Source organism: Sphingopyxis sp. NFH-91 (genome assembly GCF_021401285.1).
GTDB classification, from domain to species: Bacteria; Pseudomonadota; Alphaproteobacteria; order Sphingomonadales; family Sphingomonadaceae; genus Sphingopyxis; species Sphingopyxis terrae_A.
Window position 1 is genome coordinate 209,742 of sequence record NZ_JACBGA010000006.1, and the last position, 16,511, is coordinate 226,252.

Consider the following 16,511-nt stretch of genomic DNA (forward strand, 5'->3'; position numbering starts at 1 on the left):
TCCCCCCTCCCTGTGGCGCGATGGCGGAACGCTTCAACAGAAAAGACAAGATCATGCAAAAGCGCTTTCTCCTCGCGCCCGTCCTGTGCCTTTCGTTCGCGCTGGCTGCCTGTTCGGGCGGCGGCGACCAAGGACAGGGCGGTCCGCCGTCGCTTCCCGTCACCGTGTCTCAGCCCCTCGTCCGCGACGTGACGGAGTGGGATGATTTTGTCGGCCGTTTCGAAGCGATCGACAGTGTCGAAGTGCGGCCGCGCGCCTCGGGATATTTGCAGCGCGTACACTTTGCCGACGGCCAATATGTGCGGGCCGGGCAGCTTCTCTTTTCGATCGATGCGCGCCCGAACCAGGCGGCGCTCGATCAGGCGCGCGCGCAGTTGGCGCGCGCCAACGCGACCTTGGCGAACGCAAAAACCGAATTCGCGCGCTCGGCGACACTGGCCGCATCGCAAGCGGCGAGTACCGAGGAGGTCGAGCAGCGCCGTGCCGCGGTGCGCGCCGGCGAAGCCGATGTGGCGGCGGCGCAGGCCGCGGTGCGATCGGCGCAGCTCAACGTCGGCTTCACGCGCGTGACCGCACCGATTTCGGGGCGTATTTCGCAGCGGCTGGTCGATCCCGGCAATGCGGTCACCGCCGATCAGACGGTGCTGACGACGATCGTGTCGACGAGCCCCATCCATTTCAGCTTCCAGGGTTCCGAGGCGAGCCTGCTCGGCTATGAACGCCGCGGCGACAAGCTCGACGGCGCGCCGGTGCGTATCCGCCTGCAAGGACAGCAGGATTATGCGATTTCGGGCCGGATCGACTTTGTCGACAACGCACTGTCGAACGGATCGGGGACGATCACCGTCCGCGCCGTCGTGCCCAACCGCGATGGCAAGCTGCGCCCGGGCATGTTCGGCCAGCTTCAGCTTGCGGCTTCGGCGCCGCACGCCGCCGTCATGGTTCCCGACACCGCCATCGTCACCGATGCGGCGCGGCGCCTGGTCTATGTGATCGGCGACAAGAATGTGGTGCAGGCGCGCCCGGTCGAGCTTGGCCCCGTCATCGACGGGCTGCGCGTGATCCGTTCGGGCATCACCGCCAAGGATCGCGTCGTCGTCGGCGGCATCCAGCGCGCGATGCCGGGCAAGCCCGCGAAGATCGAGGCGGGCCGGATCGGTGCCGATGGCAAGGTCGTGCCCGCCAAGGCGGCCGCGAAGCCTGCCGCGGCGGGCGCTGCAGCGGGCAAGGGCGGCGCACAGTGAATTTCAGCCGATTTTTCGTCGACCGCCCGATCTTCGCGGCGGTCATCGCCATCTTCATCACGCTGATCGGCGCCTTTGCCTATCCGCAGCTTCCGCTCGCCCAATATCCGGAGATCGCGCCGCCGACGATCAGCATCACCGCATCCTATCCCGGCGCCTCGCCCGACACGATCGCCGAAACGGTGTCGTCGACCATCGAGCAGGAGGTCAACGGCGTCGAGAATATGCTCTATATCCAGTCGTCCTCGACGCAGGGTCTGGCGCAGATAACGGTGACATTCCAGCCAGGCACCGACCTCGATGCGGCGCAGGTGCTCGTTCAGAACCGCGTTGCGCTCGCCGAACCGCGCCTGCCCGAACAGGTGCGCCAGATCGGCGTGCAGGTGAACAAGCAGGAAACCGGCTTCCTGATGATCGTCGCGCTGACGACGACCGATCCGGCGATCGACCTCGATTATGTCGGCAACTATGCCAATTCGACGCTGCGCGACCGGCTGCTGCGCCTGAAGGGCGTCGGCGGGGTGCAGATTTTCGGCGGCGGCTATTATTCGATGCGCGTGTGGATCGACCCCGACAAGGCCGCCGCGCGCAACCTGACCGCGACCGAGATTGTCGCGGCGCTGCAGAGCCAGAATGTCCAAGTCGCCGGCGGCTCGGTCGGCGCGCCGCCCTATGGCAAGGGCAATCCCGCGTTCGAGCTTCCGGTCGAAGTGCCGGGACGCCTCGTGACGCCCGAACAATTCGCCAATGTCGTGATCAAGACCGATACGCAGAATGGCGCGATCACGCGGCTGAAGGACGTCGCGCGGGTCGAGCTTGGCAGTCAGGATTATGGCGTGCGCGGCGTTTTCAACGGCCAGCCGGGCGTCGGCATGGCGGTGATCCAGCAGCCGGGCGCCAACGCGCTCGATGCCGCGAAGCTGGTGCTCGACGAGGTCAAGGCGGCGTCGAAGGACTTCCCGCCGGGGCTGGAATATCAGATCCCCTTCAACCCGACCGAATATGTGCAGGCGTCGGTGAGCGCGGTGCAGGAAACGCTGATCGAGGCGATCATCCTCGTCGTCATCGTCGTGCTCGTCTTTCTGCAGACCTGGCGCGCGGCGATCATCCCGATCATCGCGATTCCGGTGGCGCTCATCGGCACCTTTGCGGTGCAGCTGGCGCTCGGCTTTTCGATCAACTCGCTGTCGCTGTTCGCGCTGGTGCTCGCGGTCGGCATCGTCGTCGACGACGCGATCGTGGTCGTCGAGGCGGTCGAGAAGCATATTCGTCAGGGCCTCACCCCGCGCGAAGCCGCGCACCGGACGATGAGCGAAGTGTCGGGCGCGCTGATCGCGATCGGCCTCGTCCTTGTCGCGGTGTTCGTGCCGACGGCCTTCATCCCCGGCATCCCCGGTATCTTCTATCAGCAATTCGCGGTAACGATCGCGGCGGCGACGGTCTTTTCGCTGCTGACGTCGCTTACCCTGTCGCCCGCGATGGCGGCGCTGCTGCTAAAGCCACACGAGGAGCATCACGCCGAACCGAAAAACCGGATCATGCGCGTGGTCCGCCGCGCCGCGAACAGGTTCAACGACGGGTTCGACCGACTGTCCGAACGCTATGGCACCACCACCGCGTCGCTGATCCGCAAGACGGCGCTGATGCTGGGCATCTATGCGGTACTGCTCGCCGCGACCGGCTGGCGCCTCGCAGATACGCCGACGGGCTTCATCCCCGATCAGGATCAGGGCGTGCTGATCGGCGTGGTTCAGCTTCCGCCCGGCGCGTCGCTCGATCGCACGAGCGAGGTGCTGGCGCGCGCGCAGAAGACGGTGTCGCAGATCGACGGCGTCGAGAGCATCGCGACCTTTTCGGGGCTCGACGGCGCGAGCTTTTCGACCGCATCGAACGCGGGCACGATGTTCATCCGTCTGAAGGACTGGAGCGAGCGCGGCAGCGATCTGAGCGCCAGCGCATTGTCGGGCAAGCTGTCGGGCGTCCTCGCGATGGCGCTCCCTGAAGCAAACGCCTTCGTCATCGCGCCGCCCGCGGTGCAGGGCCTCGGTAACGGCAACGGCTTCACCATGATGCTGCAGGCGCGCGAGGGGCAAAACTATCGCGACCTTGAAAAGGTGACGCAGGCGATGATGGGCGGGGCGCAGCAGGTGCCCGACGTCACGCAGGTCTTTTCGCTGTTCAACACCGGAAGCCCGCGCATCTTCGCCGATGTCGATCGTGACAAGGCGCAGATATTGGGCGTCGACCCGAGCCAGGTCTACGCCGCGCTCGGCACCTATCTTGCCTCGACCTATGTCAACGACTTCAACTTCCTTGGCCGCACCTTCCGCGTCACGGCTCAGGCCGAACCAAGCGCGCGCAGCCGGATCGAGGATGTGGGCCGATTGCAGGTGCGGTCCTCGTCGGGCGAGATGGTTCCGCTCTCGTCGGTCGCGACCTTCCGCGACGACAGCGGTCCGACCCGCGTCGTGCGTTACAATCTGTTCCCCGCGGTCGAACTGCAGGGACAGGCGGCGCCGGGCGTCTCATCGGGTGCGGCGTTGACCTCGATGGAGGGACTGGCCGCGAAGACGATGCCGCAGGGCTTTTCCTATGAATGGACGGGCCTTGCCTATCAGGAAAAGCAGGCGGGGAGCAGCGCGGTGCTGATCTTCCTGCTCGCGGTGGTCTTCGTCTTCCTGGTGCTGGCGGCGCAATATGAATCGCTGCCGCTGCCGCTCGCGGTGATCCTGATCGTGCCGATGTGCATATTGGCGGCGATGCTTGGCGTGAACCTGCGCGGGATGGACAATAATATCCTGACGCAAGTCGGGCTGGTCGTGCTGATTGCGCTCGCGGCGAAGAACGCGATCCTGATCGTCGAATTCGCCAAGCAGGCGGAGGAAGAGGAGGGGATGGCTCCGCTCGACGCCGCGGTTCACGCCGCGCAGTCGCGCCTGCGCCCGATCCTGATGACCAGCTTTGCGTTCATCTTCGGCGTCATCCCGCTCGCGGTGGCAAGCGGGCCGGGGCAGGAGATGCGCCAGGCACTCGGCACCGCGGTGACGTTCGGCATGCTCGGCGTCACCATATTCGGGCTGATCTTCACGCCGATCTTCTACGTCGTGTCGCGCAAGCTGGGCTATCGCGTCCAGCAATGGTTCGCGCGCGGCCGCACCAACAAGGGCGGCGATGCGCCGCTGGAGATGCCATGATGAGCCGTAATGTCCTGCTGGCCGGTGCCGCCGCGCTTGCACTGTCGGGCTGTGCCGTCGGTCCGGCCTATGTGTCGCCGACCCCCGCCGCTCCCGGACAGACACCTTTCCTCGAGGCAGGCAAATCGCCCGCCTTCACCGGCGAGCAGCCGGCGGGGCATTGGTGGAGCCTGTTCGGCGACCCGACGCTCGACGCGCTCGTCGAAGAGGCGTTGGCCGCCAATACCGATCTGCGCGTCGCCGCCGCCAATCTGGCGCAGGCGCGCGCAGTGTTGAAGGAATCGCGAGCGGGGCGCCTGCCGACCACCGGAATAAGCGCCAGCGGCACCTATGCCCGCCAGCCGGGCAGCGTCACCGGCATCGGCCCGGTCGAGGGCGAAAGCTATGATGTCGGGCTCGACATCGGTTACCAGGTCGATCTGTTCGGGCGCGTCGAAAGTGCGATCCGCGCGAGCCGCGCCGATGCCGACGCGGTGCAGGCGGCCTTCGACCTGACGCGCATCACGGTCGCGGCGGAAACGACGCGCGCCTATGCTGACGTCTGCGCCTACAACCGCCAGCTTGCGGTGGCAGAGGAAACGCTGCGCATTCAGGAACAGACCTTCGACCTGACGCGCCGGCTGTTCGAAGGCGGACGCGCGACGCGGCTCGACACCGGGCAGGCGGGGGCGCTGCTGGAACAGACGCGCGCGACGCTGCCGACCTTGAAGGCGCAGCGCGCCGGGGCGCTCTATCGCCTTGCGCTGCTGACCGGCAAGCCGCCCGCCGAAGCGCCGCAGGCCGCGCTGCAATGCCAGGCGCCGCCCGAACTCGACCGTCCGATTCCGGTCGGTGACGGCGTAGCGCTGCTCGCCCGTCGCCCGGATATTCGCCGGGCCGAGCGCCAGCTCGCCGCCGCCGCGGCGCGCGTCAATGTTGCGACCGCCGATCTTTATCCCAGCATCAGCATCGGCGGGTCGGTCGGATCGACCGCCGACGCGGTGTCGGGGCTGGGCAAGTCCGACAGCTTCCGCTTTTCGATCGGGCCGCTGATTTCGTGGAGCTTTCCGAACATCGCGGTCGCGCGTTCGCGGCTGAAGCAGGCGGAGGCCGGCGCCGATGCCGCGCTGGCGACCTTCGACGGCACTTGGCTCGGCGCGCTTCAGGAAACCGAAAGTGCGCTCGCCAACTATGCCGGCGAACTCGACCGGCTTGCGGCGCTACGCCGTGCAGCGGATGAAGCGGGCGAGGCGGCGCGGATCGCGCGGCTTCGCTATCAGGCGGGGCGCGAGAATTTTCAGGTCGTACTCGATGCCGAACGCTCGCTGGCGCAGATCCAGGCGAGCATCGCCCAGTCCGAACAGCAGCGCGCGACCTATCTGGTCGCGCTGTTCCTCGCGCTGGGCGGCGGCTGGCAGGACGGCGCCGCGTAAGGCGTCAATCTGGCTAAACAAAAAGGCCGGCGCAGCATGGACTGCGCCGGCCTTTTTCATAGCTGTGCCGCTGGTCAGAGCGTCGCGTCGTCGTCGGCGGGCGAGTGGAATTCGTGCCACAAGCCGTTCAATATGCCGAAGCCGACCGCGAGGCCGAGGCCGAGTACCCAGGTAAAATACCACATGGCGTGTTCCTCCGGTCAGTAGAAATCGGGGTTGGTGCGAACATCGTCGAGCGTGACGCGGCCGAACAACACCTTGAGCACCCACGCCGTGTAGGCGAGGACGATGGGCAGGAAGATCAGGGTCACGACGAGCATGATCCACAAGGTGAGGTGGCTCGACGAGGCATTCCAGACCATCAGGCTCGAATGCGGGTCGATCGAGCTGGGCAGGATGAAAGGGAACATCGACAGGCCGACCGTCGAGATGATCCCGACCACCGCGAGCGCCGAGCCGACGAAGAGCAGGCTCTGCTTGCGCCCGGCGATCGCGACATAGGCGAGGATCGGGCCCAGGAAGCCGAGGATCGGCGCGAGCAGCATCCACGGGTGGCGCCCATAATTGTCGAGCCATGCGCCCGCCGCCGGGACTGACGTTACCCACAGCGGGTTCGAGGGGCCGGCGGGATCGAGTTCGCCCTCCAGCCGGTAGCCAATGTTCATCGTGGCGACCATCGCGCCGCCGATTGCGAACAGCGCGATGACGAGCAGCGCGGCGATCTTGCCCCAGCGGCGCGCCCGGTCCATCACGACGCCGTCCTCGGCCTTGAGCGCGAGCCAGCCGGCGCCGTGCAGCACGACCATCGCCACCGACAGCAGGCCGGTGAGCAAGGTGAAGGGCGAAAAGAGGCCGAGCAGCGAGCCTTCGTAAAAGGCGCGCAGGTCGCTATCGAGGCGGAAGGGTGCGCCCAGAAGGACGTTGCCGACCGCGACCCCGAACACCAGTGCGGGGACGAAACCGCCGACGAACAGCGCCCAATCCCAGCGGCTGCGCCAGGCGGGATCGTCGTGCTTCGAGCGATATTTGAATGCCACGGGGCGCAGGATCAGCGCCGCGAGGACAAGGAATATCGCGAGATAGAAGCCCGAAAAGCTGATCGCATAGACAAAGGGCCATGCGGCGAAGATCGCGCCGCCGCCTAGGATCAGCCAAACCTGATTCCCCTCCCAAGTCGGGGCGATGCTGTTGATTGCCAGCCGCCGTTCCTCGTCGGTCCGCGCGATGAAGGGCAGCAGCGCGGCGACGCCGAGGTCGTAGCCGTCGGTGAGCGTGAAGCCGATCAGCAGCACGCCGAGAAGCAGCCACCAGATCAGGCGGAGCGTTTCATAGTCGAAGGGAATCGCCATCGTCTGATCCTCCTTATTCGGCCGGCAGCGGGGTATAGCCCGCGTCGGTGGGTTCGATGCCCGAGGCAAGGTCGCGGCCGCGCTTGGACTCGGGGCCCTTGCGGATCGCCGCGAGCATCAGCCGCACCTCAATGAAAGCGAGCGCGCTGTAGAGCAGGGTGAAGGCCGCGATGGTCGTCCAGACCTGCGCCACCGTCAGGCTCGATGCGCCGAGGAAGGTCGGCAGCACGCCCTCGATCGCCCATGGCTGGCGGCCATATTCGGCGAGCACCCAGCCCATTTCGGCGGCCAGCCACGGCAGCGGCATGATGATCACCGCGGCGCGCAGGAACCACTTCACATCGAAGCGCCGCACCGTCGCATAATAGAAGGCGAGGGCGAAGAAGCCGATGAAGAAGAAGCCGAGCCCCGCCATGAAGCGGAACAGCCAGAAGGTGACCGGGACGTTGGGCACCGTGTCCCACGCCGCCTGCATGACCTGGTCGGCGGTCGCGTTGCGCGGATCGGGGACATAACGCTTGAGCAGCATCGCATAGCCGAGGTTGCTGCGGTTCGCCTCGAAGATCGCGCGCGCGGTTGCGTTGGTGCGATCGGCCTTCAGATCCTCGAGCGCGCCATAGGCGAGCTTGCCGCTTTCGATGCGTTCCTGCGCGTGGAGGACCAGTTCGTTGATCCCCTGGACCTGCCCGGTCAGGCTGCGCGTCGAAATCAGGCCGAGGACATAGGGTATCTTGATTTCATAGCGCGTCTCGCGGTCCTTGACCGACGGCAGGCCGAAGAGCGTGAGCCCGGCGGGCGCCATTTCGGTGTGCCACATTGCCTCGATCGCGGCGAGTTTCATCTTCTGATGATCGGTGAGCGCATAGCCCGATTCGTCGCCGAGGACGACCACCGACAGCGAGGAGGCGAGGCCGAAGGCCGCGGCGACGGTCAGCGAGCGCTTCGCGAGCGCGGTGTAACGGCCGCGGAGCAGATACCAGGCCGAAATGCCGAGAACGAAGACCGAGGCGGTGACATAGCCGGCGCTGACCGTGTGGACGAACTTCGCCTGCGCGACGGGGTTGAACAGCACCGAATAAAAGTCGACGACTTCCATGCGCATCGTGTCGGGATTGAAGCGCGACCCGACCGGATTCTGCATCCAGCCGTTGGCGATCAGAATCCAAAGCGCCGAAAGATTGGAACCCAGCGCGACGAGGAAGGTGACGAGGAGATGAAGCTGCTTGGACAATTTGTCCCAGCCGAAGAACATCAGCCCGACGAAGGTCGCCTCGAGGAAAAAGGCCATGAGCCCCTCGATCGCGAGCGGCGCGCCGAAGATGTCGCCGACATAGTGCGAATAATAGGACCAATTCATCCCGAATTCGAACTCCATCGTCAGGCCGGTCGCGACCCCGAGGACGAAGTTGATCCCGAACAGGCGGGCCCAGAAACGCGTGATGGTACGCCAGATTTCCCTTTCGGTGATGACATAGATGCTCTCCATGATCACCAGCATGAAGGAAAGCCCCAGCGTCAGCGGAACGAAGAGGAAATGGTACATCGCCGTAAGGGCGAATTGCAGGCGGGATAATTCGACTACGGCCAGGTCCATGGCGCCACTCCTGAACAGCGACTCGGCGGGGTGCCGCACGGCTTGCGGCATCGTCATTTAATGAATATGGGAATGTGTGAATATTAGAAAAATGTCAAGTAGAGATAACGCCACATCTGCAGCACCCGCCGCCAGCCGCGGTGCCTTGGCCGCTTGGCTTGGCGATGCCGTTGCCGCGGTGCTCTTCGCGCTCGCGCTCGCGCAATTGCTGGCGCTCCACGTCGCGCGCGACCTTCGCGGCGGCGGAGGGGGCGACGCGGGATTCGGCATTGCGGGCTGGGCGTGGATGCTGCTGCTGATTGGCGCGGCGCTGGCACGCGGCGCTTTGCAGGGCGGCGCCTTTGCGATCGGCCTGCGCCACGCCGCGCGCTTTGCCGCCGAGCTGCGCGCGCGCGTCGCGCCCGCGCTCATGGTGAGCGCGGCGGGGCGCGGACGCCTGATCGGTGAAGATGCCGAACTAGCGGTGACCGCGATCGACCGCATCGAGCCCTATGTTGCGCGTTTCCTGCCGCTGCGCCGCGCCGCGATGCTTTCGCCGCTGCTGATCGCGCTGGCGGCGCTGCCCGCAAGCAGCGTCGCCGCGGCGATCCTGTTCGGCACGCTGTTGCCCTTCGCGATCGGTATGGCGCTCGCCGGCAGCGCCGCGGCGCGGGCGAGCGACGCGCAATTGGGGGCGCTGTCGCGGCTCGGCGGCTTGTTCGTCGACCGGGTTCGCGCGCTGCCGCTGATCCTCTCCTATGGCGCCGAGGATCGCGTCACGCGTCAGATCGGCGGGGCGGCGCGCGATCTGGCGGAACGGACGCTGGGCGTGCTGCGCATCGCCTTTGCATCGAGCGCGATCCTCGAATTTTTCAGCGCGCTCGCGGTCGCGCTCGTCGCGGTTTATTGTGGCTTTTCGCTGCTCGGCCTGCTGCCCTTTCGCGCGCCCGAAAGCCTCGACTTCGCCGAAGCCTTTTACGTTCTTGCGCTCGCGCCCGAATTTTATCTCGGCATGCGCCGCCTGGCCGCGGCCTATCACGACAAGCAGCAAGGCGAAGCGGCGCTGGCGGCGCTTGCCGCCGCGGAGGCACCGATCGCCGATCACGCAGTCGCACCGCCGTTACCCGGCGCACCGGCGGCTCTTGTCGTCGATGCGTGGGTTGTTCGGCACCCCGAAGGCGCGGCGATCGGACCGATCAGCGCGCGCTGGATCGGCCCCGGCCTTCACCTGATCGTCGGGCCGAGCGGATCGGGCAAGACCAGCCTCCTCCGCGCGTTGATCGGGCAGGTGTCCGTCGAGTCGGGGCGCCTTTACGCCGACGATGCCGCGGTCGACCCACGCGCGCTCGCCTCGCTGTGCGGCTGGGCGGGTCAGCGGCCCTTGCTGTTGCCCGGGAGTCTCCGCGCCAATCTGCTCGTAGGAGAGGCGAAGGCGCGCGATGCTGCGATCATTGCCGAACTCGACGTGCTCGGTCTTTCGGCGCTGATTACCGCGCGTGGCGGCGGGATCGACTGGGTTGTCGATGACCGCGGCAGCGGGTTGTCGGGCGGCGAACGGCGACGGATCGGGCTGGCGCGCGCGCTGCTGTCGCCCCGCCCGCTGCTGCTGCTCGACGAGCCGACTGCCGACCTCGACGCCGCGAGTGCGGCGCGCGTCGTCGCGGTGTTGCAGGCCGCTGCGACGACCCGGACGATCGTCGCGGCGACGCACGATCCGGCGCTGATCGCCGCGGCGGACAGCGTGGTGGAAATCGGATGATCGCGGCATTGCTCCGATCCGCGCGCGCGGGCCAGCGCCGCGCGGTGTTGCTCGGCATGGCGGCAGCTGCAGTCGCTGCGCTGTCGGCGATCGGCCTGCTCGCGGTGTCGGGCTGGTTCCTGACCGGTGCGGCGATTGCCGGCCTGACCGGCGCGGCGGCGGTCAAGGCGTTCAATTATCTGGTGCCCAGCGCCGCCATCCGCGGGCTGGCGATCTTGCGCACGCTGTCGCGCTATGGCGAGCGGCTGTTCAGCCATCAGGCGATGCTGTTTGCCCTTGCCGAGGTGCGTGCCGTGCTGTTTGCGCGGTTGATCGCGGCACCGCCGGCGACGGCGCTTCTCCACAATCGCGGCGATGTCACGGCGCGGCTTGGTGGCGACGTCGAAACGCTGGAGGAGGCACTGCTGCGCACGACGCTGGTACCGTCGGGCATCGCAACGCTCGCGGGGACGATGCTGTTGATGGTACTCGCGGGCTGGGCTGCTGCAGCGGCCTTGCTGGGCGCAGCGGGGGCAAGTTTTGCAGTCGCGCGCCGGATCGGGCGCGACCGGATCGCCCCGGCGCTCGACGCCGAAAGCGCAGCGCTCGGTGCGCTCAAGCGATGCTATGTCGAACTGGCGGCCGGGGGCGACGATATTGCGGTCTATGGGCTTGCCGCCGACGTGCGAGCGGCAATCGCGGCGGCCGAAGCGCCGCTCCACCGCGCCCGCGCGGCGATGGCCGGCGCCGACACGCTGGTGTCGATCGTGCATTGGGGGCTGACCGGTGCGGCGGTGGCCGCGATCGTCGCGCTGTCGCCCGCTAGCGCCCCGGTTGTCGCGCTCGCAGCGCTTGCTGCGACCGCTGCTATGGAGATCGTCGGCGGCCTCGCCCGGCTCGACATTCAACGCTGGAAGAGCCGCGGTGCGCGCGCGCGGCTCGATGCGATGTTTCCGGACGTCGCCGCCCCGGCGAGCGATGGTGCGCCGGCGCAGCCGATCGTCGGACTGGCGGTCGCGGGCGCCCTGTACCGCATTGTTCCGGGCGACCGCGTTCTGCTCGCCGGGCGGTCGGGGAGCGGCAAGACGCGGTTGCTCGAAACGCTGACGGGGCTGCGCGACGATGCGCCCGAAGATGTGCGGATCGGCGGATTGCTTGCGGTAGGCTTGCCGCTCGCGGCGCGGCGGTCGCTGTTCGCGCTCGCGGCGCAGGACGCGGCGATGATCGCGGGCAGCGTGGCCGACAATCTGTCGCTCGCACGGCCGGGCATCACGCGCGACGAGATGCAGGCGGCGCTGACCGTTGCCTGCCTTGACGATGTCGTTGCGCAATTGCCCGGTGGGCTCGACTGCCGGCTGGGCGACGACGGCGCGCGGCTGTCGGGCGGACAGCGCAAGCGGCTGTCGCTGGCGCGAGCGCTGCTGGCGCAGCGGCCGTTCCTGCTGCTCGACGAACCGAGCGAAGGGCTCGACGGGGCGACCGAAGCGCGGCTGATCGTGCGACTGGGCGACTGGCTTGCGGAGGCGGGAAGCGGGTTGATCCTCGTCAGCCACCGCCCCGCAATGCGGGCGCTTGCCACGCGGCAGATCGAGATGGACGGCGATCCCGGCTAGCGCCAGGATCCTAGCGCAAGATTCTCGCGAAATGGGCGGCGCTGGCGGAGGCGTCGCGGGTGCTCGTCGTCGCGGCGGGACTGACGCCGAACTGGTCGGCGAACGCGCGGACGGGCGCGAGCGCTTCGGGTTTCAGGCGGTAGAAAATCTGCTTCGCCTCGCGCCGCGTTTCGACGATCCGCGCGTTGCGCAGCACGCCGAGTTGCTGGCTGAGCAGCGGCTGGCCGATGCCGGTCGCGCTTTCGATCTGCCCCACAGCAAGTTCCTGATCGCGCACGGCGAAGATCAGCTTGAGCCGCACCGGATGCGCCAGGACGCGCAGCAGTTCGACCAGATCGTCGTCGATGAGCGCCTCACCGGTCATTGCGCCCTGGGATCCTTCGCGAGCGTGTAGAACCAGCCGGTCGGGTTGTCGGCCGCGAGCACGCCTTCGGTGGCGAGTTCGGGCGGGACGAGAAGGTCGTCGCCGGGCTGCCAACCCGCGGGCGTCATCGCCGACCCGTCGCTCGTGCGCTGGAGCGCCGCGACGGTGCGCACCATCTCGTCGACCGAGCGGCCGACGGTCAGCGGATAGATGTTCAGCGCACGGACGACGCCGTCGGGATCGATGAAAAAGGCCGCGCGCACCGTCGCGGCGCTGAAGGACTGGGCGTCGACCATGCCGAATGCGTGCGCGATTTCGAGCGAGGGGTCCTCGACGATCGGGAAGGGGATGGCAACGCCCAAGTCGTCACGCAGCGCGCGGATCCATGCAAGGTGCGAAAAAAGGCTGTCGACCGAATGGGCGAGTAGCGCGCAATCAAGCGCGGCGAAGCGATCGGCTGCGCGTGCGATGGCCAGAAATTCGCTGGTGCAGACAGGGGTGAAATCGCCGGGGTGCGAAAAGAAGAGCAGCCACCGGCCGCGATAATCGCTGAGCCGCACCGGTCCGGCGGTGCTGCGCGCGATGAAATCGGGCGCGGTGTCGCCGATGCGGATCGGGCGCGCAGCGGGCCGGTTGTCGCTGTTGTCGGGCATCGGGATTCCTCTGGGAGCTTCCTCTCGCTCGACAGCGATCATATATAATTCATAATATCGTGTAAATGTGATATGCGCTCAGCCGAGCATGGCCCCCGCGCTGTGGTAGAGCATATAGGCGGCCACGACGAGAACGAGCAGCGCGAACAGCGTGTTGAGCCGCCCGGTTCTGGCCGACAGGCGCTGCGCACCCTTGAGCCCCAGCCAGCTTCCCAGCGCGCCGCCCGCGATGAACAGCCCGGCAAGCTGCCAGTCGACGAGGCCCGACCAGGCATAGTTGGCGGCGGTGGTGAGCCCGAAGGCGGTTACCGCGACCAGCGAGGTGCCGACCGCGTTGATCATCGGCATTCCCGTCGCGGCGACGATGCCGGGGACGATCAGAAAGCCGCCGCCGATGCCGAAAAAGCCGCTGAACGCTCCGCTGCCGAGGCCGTAGCCGAGCAGGCGCGGCGCATTTTCCCGGCTGATCCGCACCGCGGGATCGCCGATCTGGCCGCGCTTGCGCAGCATGATGACCGCGATGACGACCATCAGCAGCGCGAAGAGAAAGAGCAGCTTGGCGCCGTCGAAGCTCTTGCCGAGGGTCGATCCGGCGAAGGCGCCGACGATTCCGGCGCCGGCGAAGGTCAGCCCGCACGGCCAGCGCACATTGCCAGCGCGCGCATGGTTGGTCAGCCCAACCGCCGCATTGGCGGCGACGGCGAGTGCTGCGGTCCCGATCGCGACATGCGGCTGCGGCACCCCGACGAGATAGACCATCAGCGGCACCGCAAGGATCGACCCGCCGCCGCCGACGAGCCCGAGCGTGAAGCCGACGAGCACGCCGGAGAGCGCGCCGAGGATCATCTGGGCGAGGCTGAGCGTCATGGGGTCGGTCATCGCGCGCGCTATCCTACAGCTTATCGAGCGGCAGCTTCAGATATCGGGTGCCGTTCGCTTCGGGTTCGGGGAAATGACCCGCACGCATATTGACCTGGATCGACGGGAGGATCAGCCGCGGCATCGACAGCGTCTTGTCGCGCGCCTCGCGCATCGCGACGAACTGATCTTCGTCCACGCCTTCGTGGACATGAACGTTGGCGGTGCGCTCGGACGCGATCGTCGTCTCCCAGGCAAAACTGTCGCGGCCCGGCGCCTTGTAATCGTGGCAGAGAAACAGCCGCGTTTCGCCGGGGAGCGACAGCAAGCGCTGGATCGAGCGATAGAGGGTGCGCGCATCGCCGCCGGGAAAGTCGGCGCGCGCGGTGCCATAGTCGGGCATGAACAAGGTATCGCCGGTGAAAAGAGCATCGCCGATGATCCACACCATGCACGCCGGCGTGTGGCCGGGGGTGTGGAGCACCATTCCCTCGATCTCGCCAAGCATGAAGCGCTCGCCGTCGGCCATCAGCCGGTCGAACTGCGAGCCGTCGCGCGCGAAGCGCTCATCTTCGTTGAAAATGGCGCCGAACACCGTCTGCACCGTTTCGATATGTCGACCGATGACGATCTGGCCGCCGAGCTTCTCCTGCAGATAGGGGGCAGCGGAGAGGTGGTCGGCATGGGCGTGGGTTTCGATCTGCCATTCGACGGTCAGCCCTTCGCGGCGGACATAATCGACGATCGCGTCGGCTGACGCATGGCCGGTGCGGCCCGAAGGCTGGTCGAAATCGAGCACCGAGTCGATGATTGCCGCCATGCGCGTCGCGGGGTCGTGGACGACGTGCGTCGCGGTGAAGGTCGGTTCGTCGAAGAAGCTTTTGACGACGGGGATACGGCCGGTTGCCCGCGCCTTGTCGATCAGCGCGGCGGCGGAATCGCGGTGAAGGTCGTCCATGCGATCATTCCTTCGTTTAAAATATTAGATAAAACTAATATCGTGAGGCGGCGCCGTTTGTCCAGTGGAGGAGGAGGCCTATTCGATACCGCAGAGCAGGCGGAGGCGCCACGCCGCGGTCTGCACCGATGCCTGCGCTTCGGCGAGCCGCGCGGTCGCGGCGATCGCTTCGCGTTCGGCATCGAGCTCGGCGAGCGGGGGGCGGGCGCCCGAGCGCACTTCGAGGCGGGTGCCGCGTAGCGCCTCGCGCGCCGCGGCGTCGCCATCGCGCGCGGCATCGAGCGCGCGTTCGGCGCTGTCGAGCCCGCTCCACGCCTCGATCACCGCCTGGGTGACGTCGTCCCGCGCCTGACGCAGCCGCGCTTCGCTGGCCGAGAGTTTCGATTGCGCCTCGCGGACGCGCGCGCTGCCCGCGCCGCTGTCGAAGAAGGTCCAGCGCCCGCGCAGCCCGACGGTGACACTGTCGGCGCGATAGTCGGGGAAAAATTGGTCGCGGATCCGCGCGCCCTCGGCAAAGACGCCGAGCTGCGGGCGGTTGGTCGCCTTGGCGGCGCGCACTCCCGCGGCGGCGCCGTCGACCCCGGCATCGGCCTGCGCGAGCAGGACATTCGCGGCGACGGCGGCCTCGACGGCTTCGCCGAGCGTCGCGGGAACCTCGGGGCGCGGGGGCAGGGGGGCGAGATCGCCGACAGGCTTGCCGGTCAGCCGCTCGAGGCGGGCGAGCGCGGCGGTGAGGCGGCCCTGGGCCTGGACGAGACCGGCCTGTCCCTCGGCGCGGCGTGCTTTCGCCTGGGCGACCTCGCTGCTCGTCGCATCGCCGACGTCGTAGCGCAGGCCGGTATGACGAACGATCTCGCCCAGCGCATCGACGAGCTTGCCATAGCTCGCGACAAGATCGCGCGCGGTGAGCACTTCGGCATAGGCGCCGACAGTCGCGAGGGTCAGATTCTGGCGCGCCATATCCTTGCCAAGCGTCGCAGCGCGGCTGCCCGCTGCGGCCTGATCGATCGCGGCGCTGATCCGTCCACCGGCGTAGAGCGGGTATTCGCCGACCAGTTGCACGGCGCTGGGGGTCACGTTTTGCGCGGTTAGACCGAAATAGCCGCTAGGGTCGAGCCGGCCGGTGCCGACGCTGCCCTCGACACTGGCGGTGGGACCGGCGGCGGCGCGCGCCTGCGCGAGCCGCGCGGCGGCGGCATCGGCATCGGCTGCCGCCGCTTCGAGCGCGGGCGAGTGCGCGCGCGCGTCGGCGATGGCGGTCGCCAGATCCTGCGCCGCCGCGGGGTGCGGCAGCGCGAGCGCGGCAAGGCATGCCGCCGTCAGCAGGGTCGCGGCGCGCTTCACTTAAAGGCGGCTCCCTGCCGCACGCCGAGACGCTTGAAAATGGCTGCCGCGGGACAGAAGCCGGTGAAGCTTGCCTGGATCATGTTGAGCCCGGCAAAGGCGGCGAGTCCGATCCACCAAGGATGGACGAACCAGGCGAGCAGCACGCTCGTCAGCACGACGAGGCCCGCGAAGCGCAAAACGGCACGATCGAGGTTCATGGGTCTTCCTT

Annotated in this window: 14 protein-coding genes; 5 read left to right on the forward strand and 9 right to left on the reverse strand. The window is 67.5% G+C overall.

Annotated elements, in window-relative coordinates; translation table 11 throughout:
• Nucleotides 1-53: 53 nt before the first annotated feature.
• The 3 genes from L0963_RS14470 to L0963_RS14480 are packed head-to-tail and all read left to right on the forward strand — an operon-like array spanning nucleotide 54 to nucleotide 5,850.
• Entirely contained in the window at nucleotides 54-1,244 is a 1,191-nt protein-coding gene (locus tag L0963_RS14470; protein ID WP_234180230.1) for an efflux RND transporter periplasmic adaptor subunit, read from the forward strand.
• The gene (locus L0963_RS14475) at nucleotides 1,241-4,438 is read left to right on the forward strand and encodes an efflux RND transporter permease subunit (RefSeq protein ID WP_062902277.1); all 3,198 of its coding nucleotides are present in this window, start codon (nucleotides 1,241-1,243) and stop codon (nucleotides 4,436-4,438) included. The genes L0963_RS14470 and L0963_RS14475 overlap by 4 nt, the downstream gene beginning before the upstream one ends.
• Nucleotides 4,438-5,850 (forward strand): efflux transporter outer membrane subunit, encoded by a 1,413-nt coding sequence (locus tag L0963_RS14480; protein WP_234180231.1) that lies wholly within the window; start codon nucleotides 4,438-4,440, stop codon nucleotides 5,848-5,850. The genes L0963_RS14475 and L0963_RS14480 overlap by 1 nt, the downstream gene beginning before the upstream one ends.
• A gap of 74 nt (nucleotides 5,851-5,924) precedes the next feature.
• Here L0963_RS14480 and cydX read toward each other — a convergent pair whose 3' ends face one another.
• Genes cydX through L0963_RS14495 form a run of 3 tightly spaced genes read right to left on the reverse strand, consistent with a single transcriptional unit; the run spans nucleotide 5,925 to nucleotide 8,793 of the window.
• On the reverse strand, nucleotides 5,925-6,035 hold the full coding sequence (gene cydX, locus L0963_RS14485) for a cytochrome bd-I oxidase subunit CydX (RefSeq protein ID WP_003044383.1): 111 nt from the start codon (nucleotides 6,033-6,035) through the stop codon (nucleotides 5,925-5,927).
• Between the two features lie 15 nt (nucleotides 6,036-6,050).
• On the reverse strand, nucleotides 6,051-7,199 hold the full coding sequence (gene cydB / locus L0963_RS14490) for a cytochrome d ubiquinol oxidase subunit II (protein WP_234180233.1): 1,149 nt from the start codon (nucleotides 7,197-7,199) through the stop codon (nucleotides 6,051-6,053).
• Between the two features lie 13 nt (nucleotides 7,200-7,212).
• Nucleotides 7,213-8,793, reverse strand: a complete 1,581-nt coding sequence (locus L0963_RS14495; RefSeq protein ID WP_062903186.1) for a cytochrome ubiquinol oxidase subunit I — start codon at nucleotides 8,791-8,793, stop codon at nucleotides 7,213-7,215.
• 91 nt (nucleotides 8,794-8,884) lie between these two features.
• Between L0963_RS14495 and L0963_RS14500 the strand changes: the two genes are divergently transcribed.
• Together L0963_RS14500 and L0963_RS14505 are read left to right on the forward strand one after the other, a co-directional pair.
• Nucleotides 8,885-10,531 (forward strand): ATP-binding cassette domain-containing protein, encoded by a 1,647-nt coding sequence (locus L0963_RS14500; protein ID WP_234180236.1) that lies wholly within the window; start codon nucleotides 8,885-8,887, stop codon nucleotides 10,529-10,531.
• On the forward strand, nucleotides 10,528-12,123 hold the full coding sequence (locus tag L0963_RS14505; protein ID WP_234180237.1) for an amino acid ABC transporter ATP-binding/permease protein: 1,596 nt from the start codon (nucleotides 10,528-10,530) through the stop codon (nucleotides 12,121-12,123). The genes L0963_RS14500 and L0963_RS14505 overlap by 4 nt, the downstream gene beginning before the upstream one ends.
• A 10-nt stretch (nucleotides 12,124-12,133) precedes the next feature.
• Here L0963_RS14505 and L0963_RS14510 read toward each other — a convergent pair whose 3' ends face one another.
• The 6 genes from L0963_RS14510 to L0963_RS14535 all read right to left on the reverse strand — a co-directional run bounded on the left by L0963_RS14510 (nucleotide 12,134) and on the right by L0963_RS14535 (nucleotide 16,500).
• Complete coding sequence (locus tag L0963_RS14510) at nucleotides 12,134-12,487, reverse strand: ArsR/SmtB family transcription factor (RefSeq protein WP_062902280.1); 354 nt, start codon at nucleotides 12,485-12,487, stop codon at nucleotides 12,134-12,136.
• Nucleotides 12,484-13,140 carry a peroxiredoxin gene (locus L0963_RS14515; RefSeq protein WP_234180238.1) on the reverse strand — a complete coding sequence of 219 codons (657 nt, stop codon included), beginning with the start codon at nucleotides 13,138-13,140 and terminating at the stop codon, nucleotides 12,484-12,486. The genes L0963_RS14510 and L0963_RS14515 overlap by 4 nt, the downstream gene beginning before the upstream one ends.
• A gap of 78 nt (nucleotides 13,141-13,218) precedes the next feature.
• Nucleotides 13,219-14,019, reverse strand: coding sequence for a sulfite exporter TauE/SafE family protein (locus tag L0963_RS14520; protein WP_437343738.1), 801 nt, complete (start codon nucleotides 14,017-14,019; stop codon nucleotides 13,219-13,221).
• Between the two features lie 13 nt (nucleotides 14,020-14,032).
• Nucleotides 14,033-14,956, reverse strand: coding sequence for an MBL fold metallo-hydrolase (locus L0963_RS14525; RefSeq protein WP_234180239.1), 924 nt, complete (start codon nucleotides 14,954-14,956; stop codon nucleotides 14,033-14,035).
• A gap of 78 nt (nucleotides 14,957-15,034) precedes the next feature.
• Nucleotides 15,035-16,300 (reverse strand): TolC family protein, encoded by a 1,266-nt coding sequence (locus tag L0963_RS14530; RefSeq protein ID WP_234180240.1) that lies wholly within the window; start codon nucleotides 16,298-16,300, stop codon nucleotides 15,035-15,037.
• Entirely contained in the window at nucleotides 16,297-16,500 is a 204-nt protein-coding gene (locus L0963_RS14535; protein ID WP_058811342.1) for a YgaP family membrane protein, read from the reverse strand. Before L0963_RS14535 ends, L0963_RS14530 begins: the two co-directional genes overlap by 4 nt.
• Nucleotides 16,501-16,511: the final 11 nt, after the last annotated feature.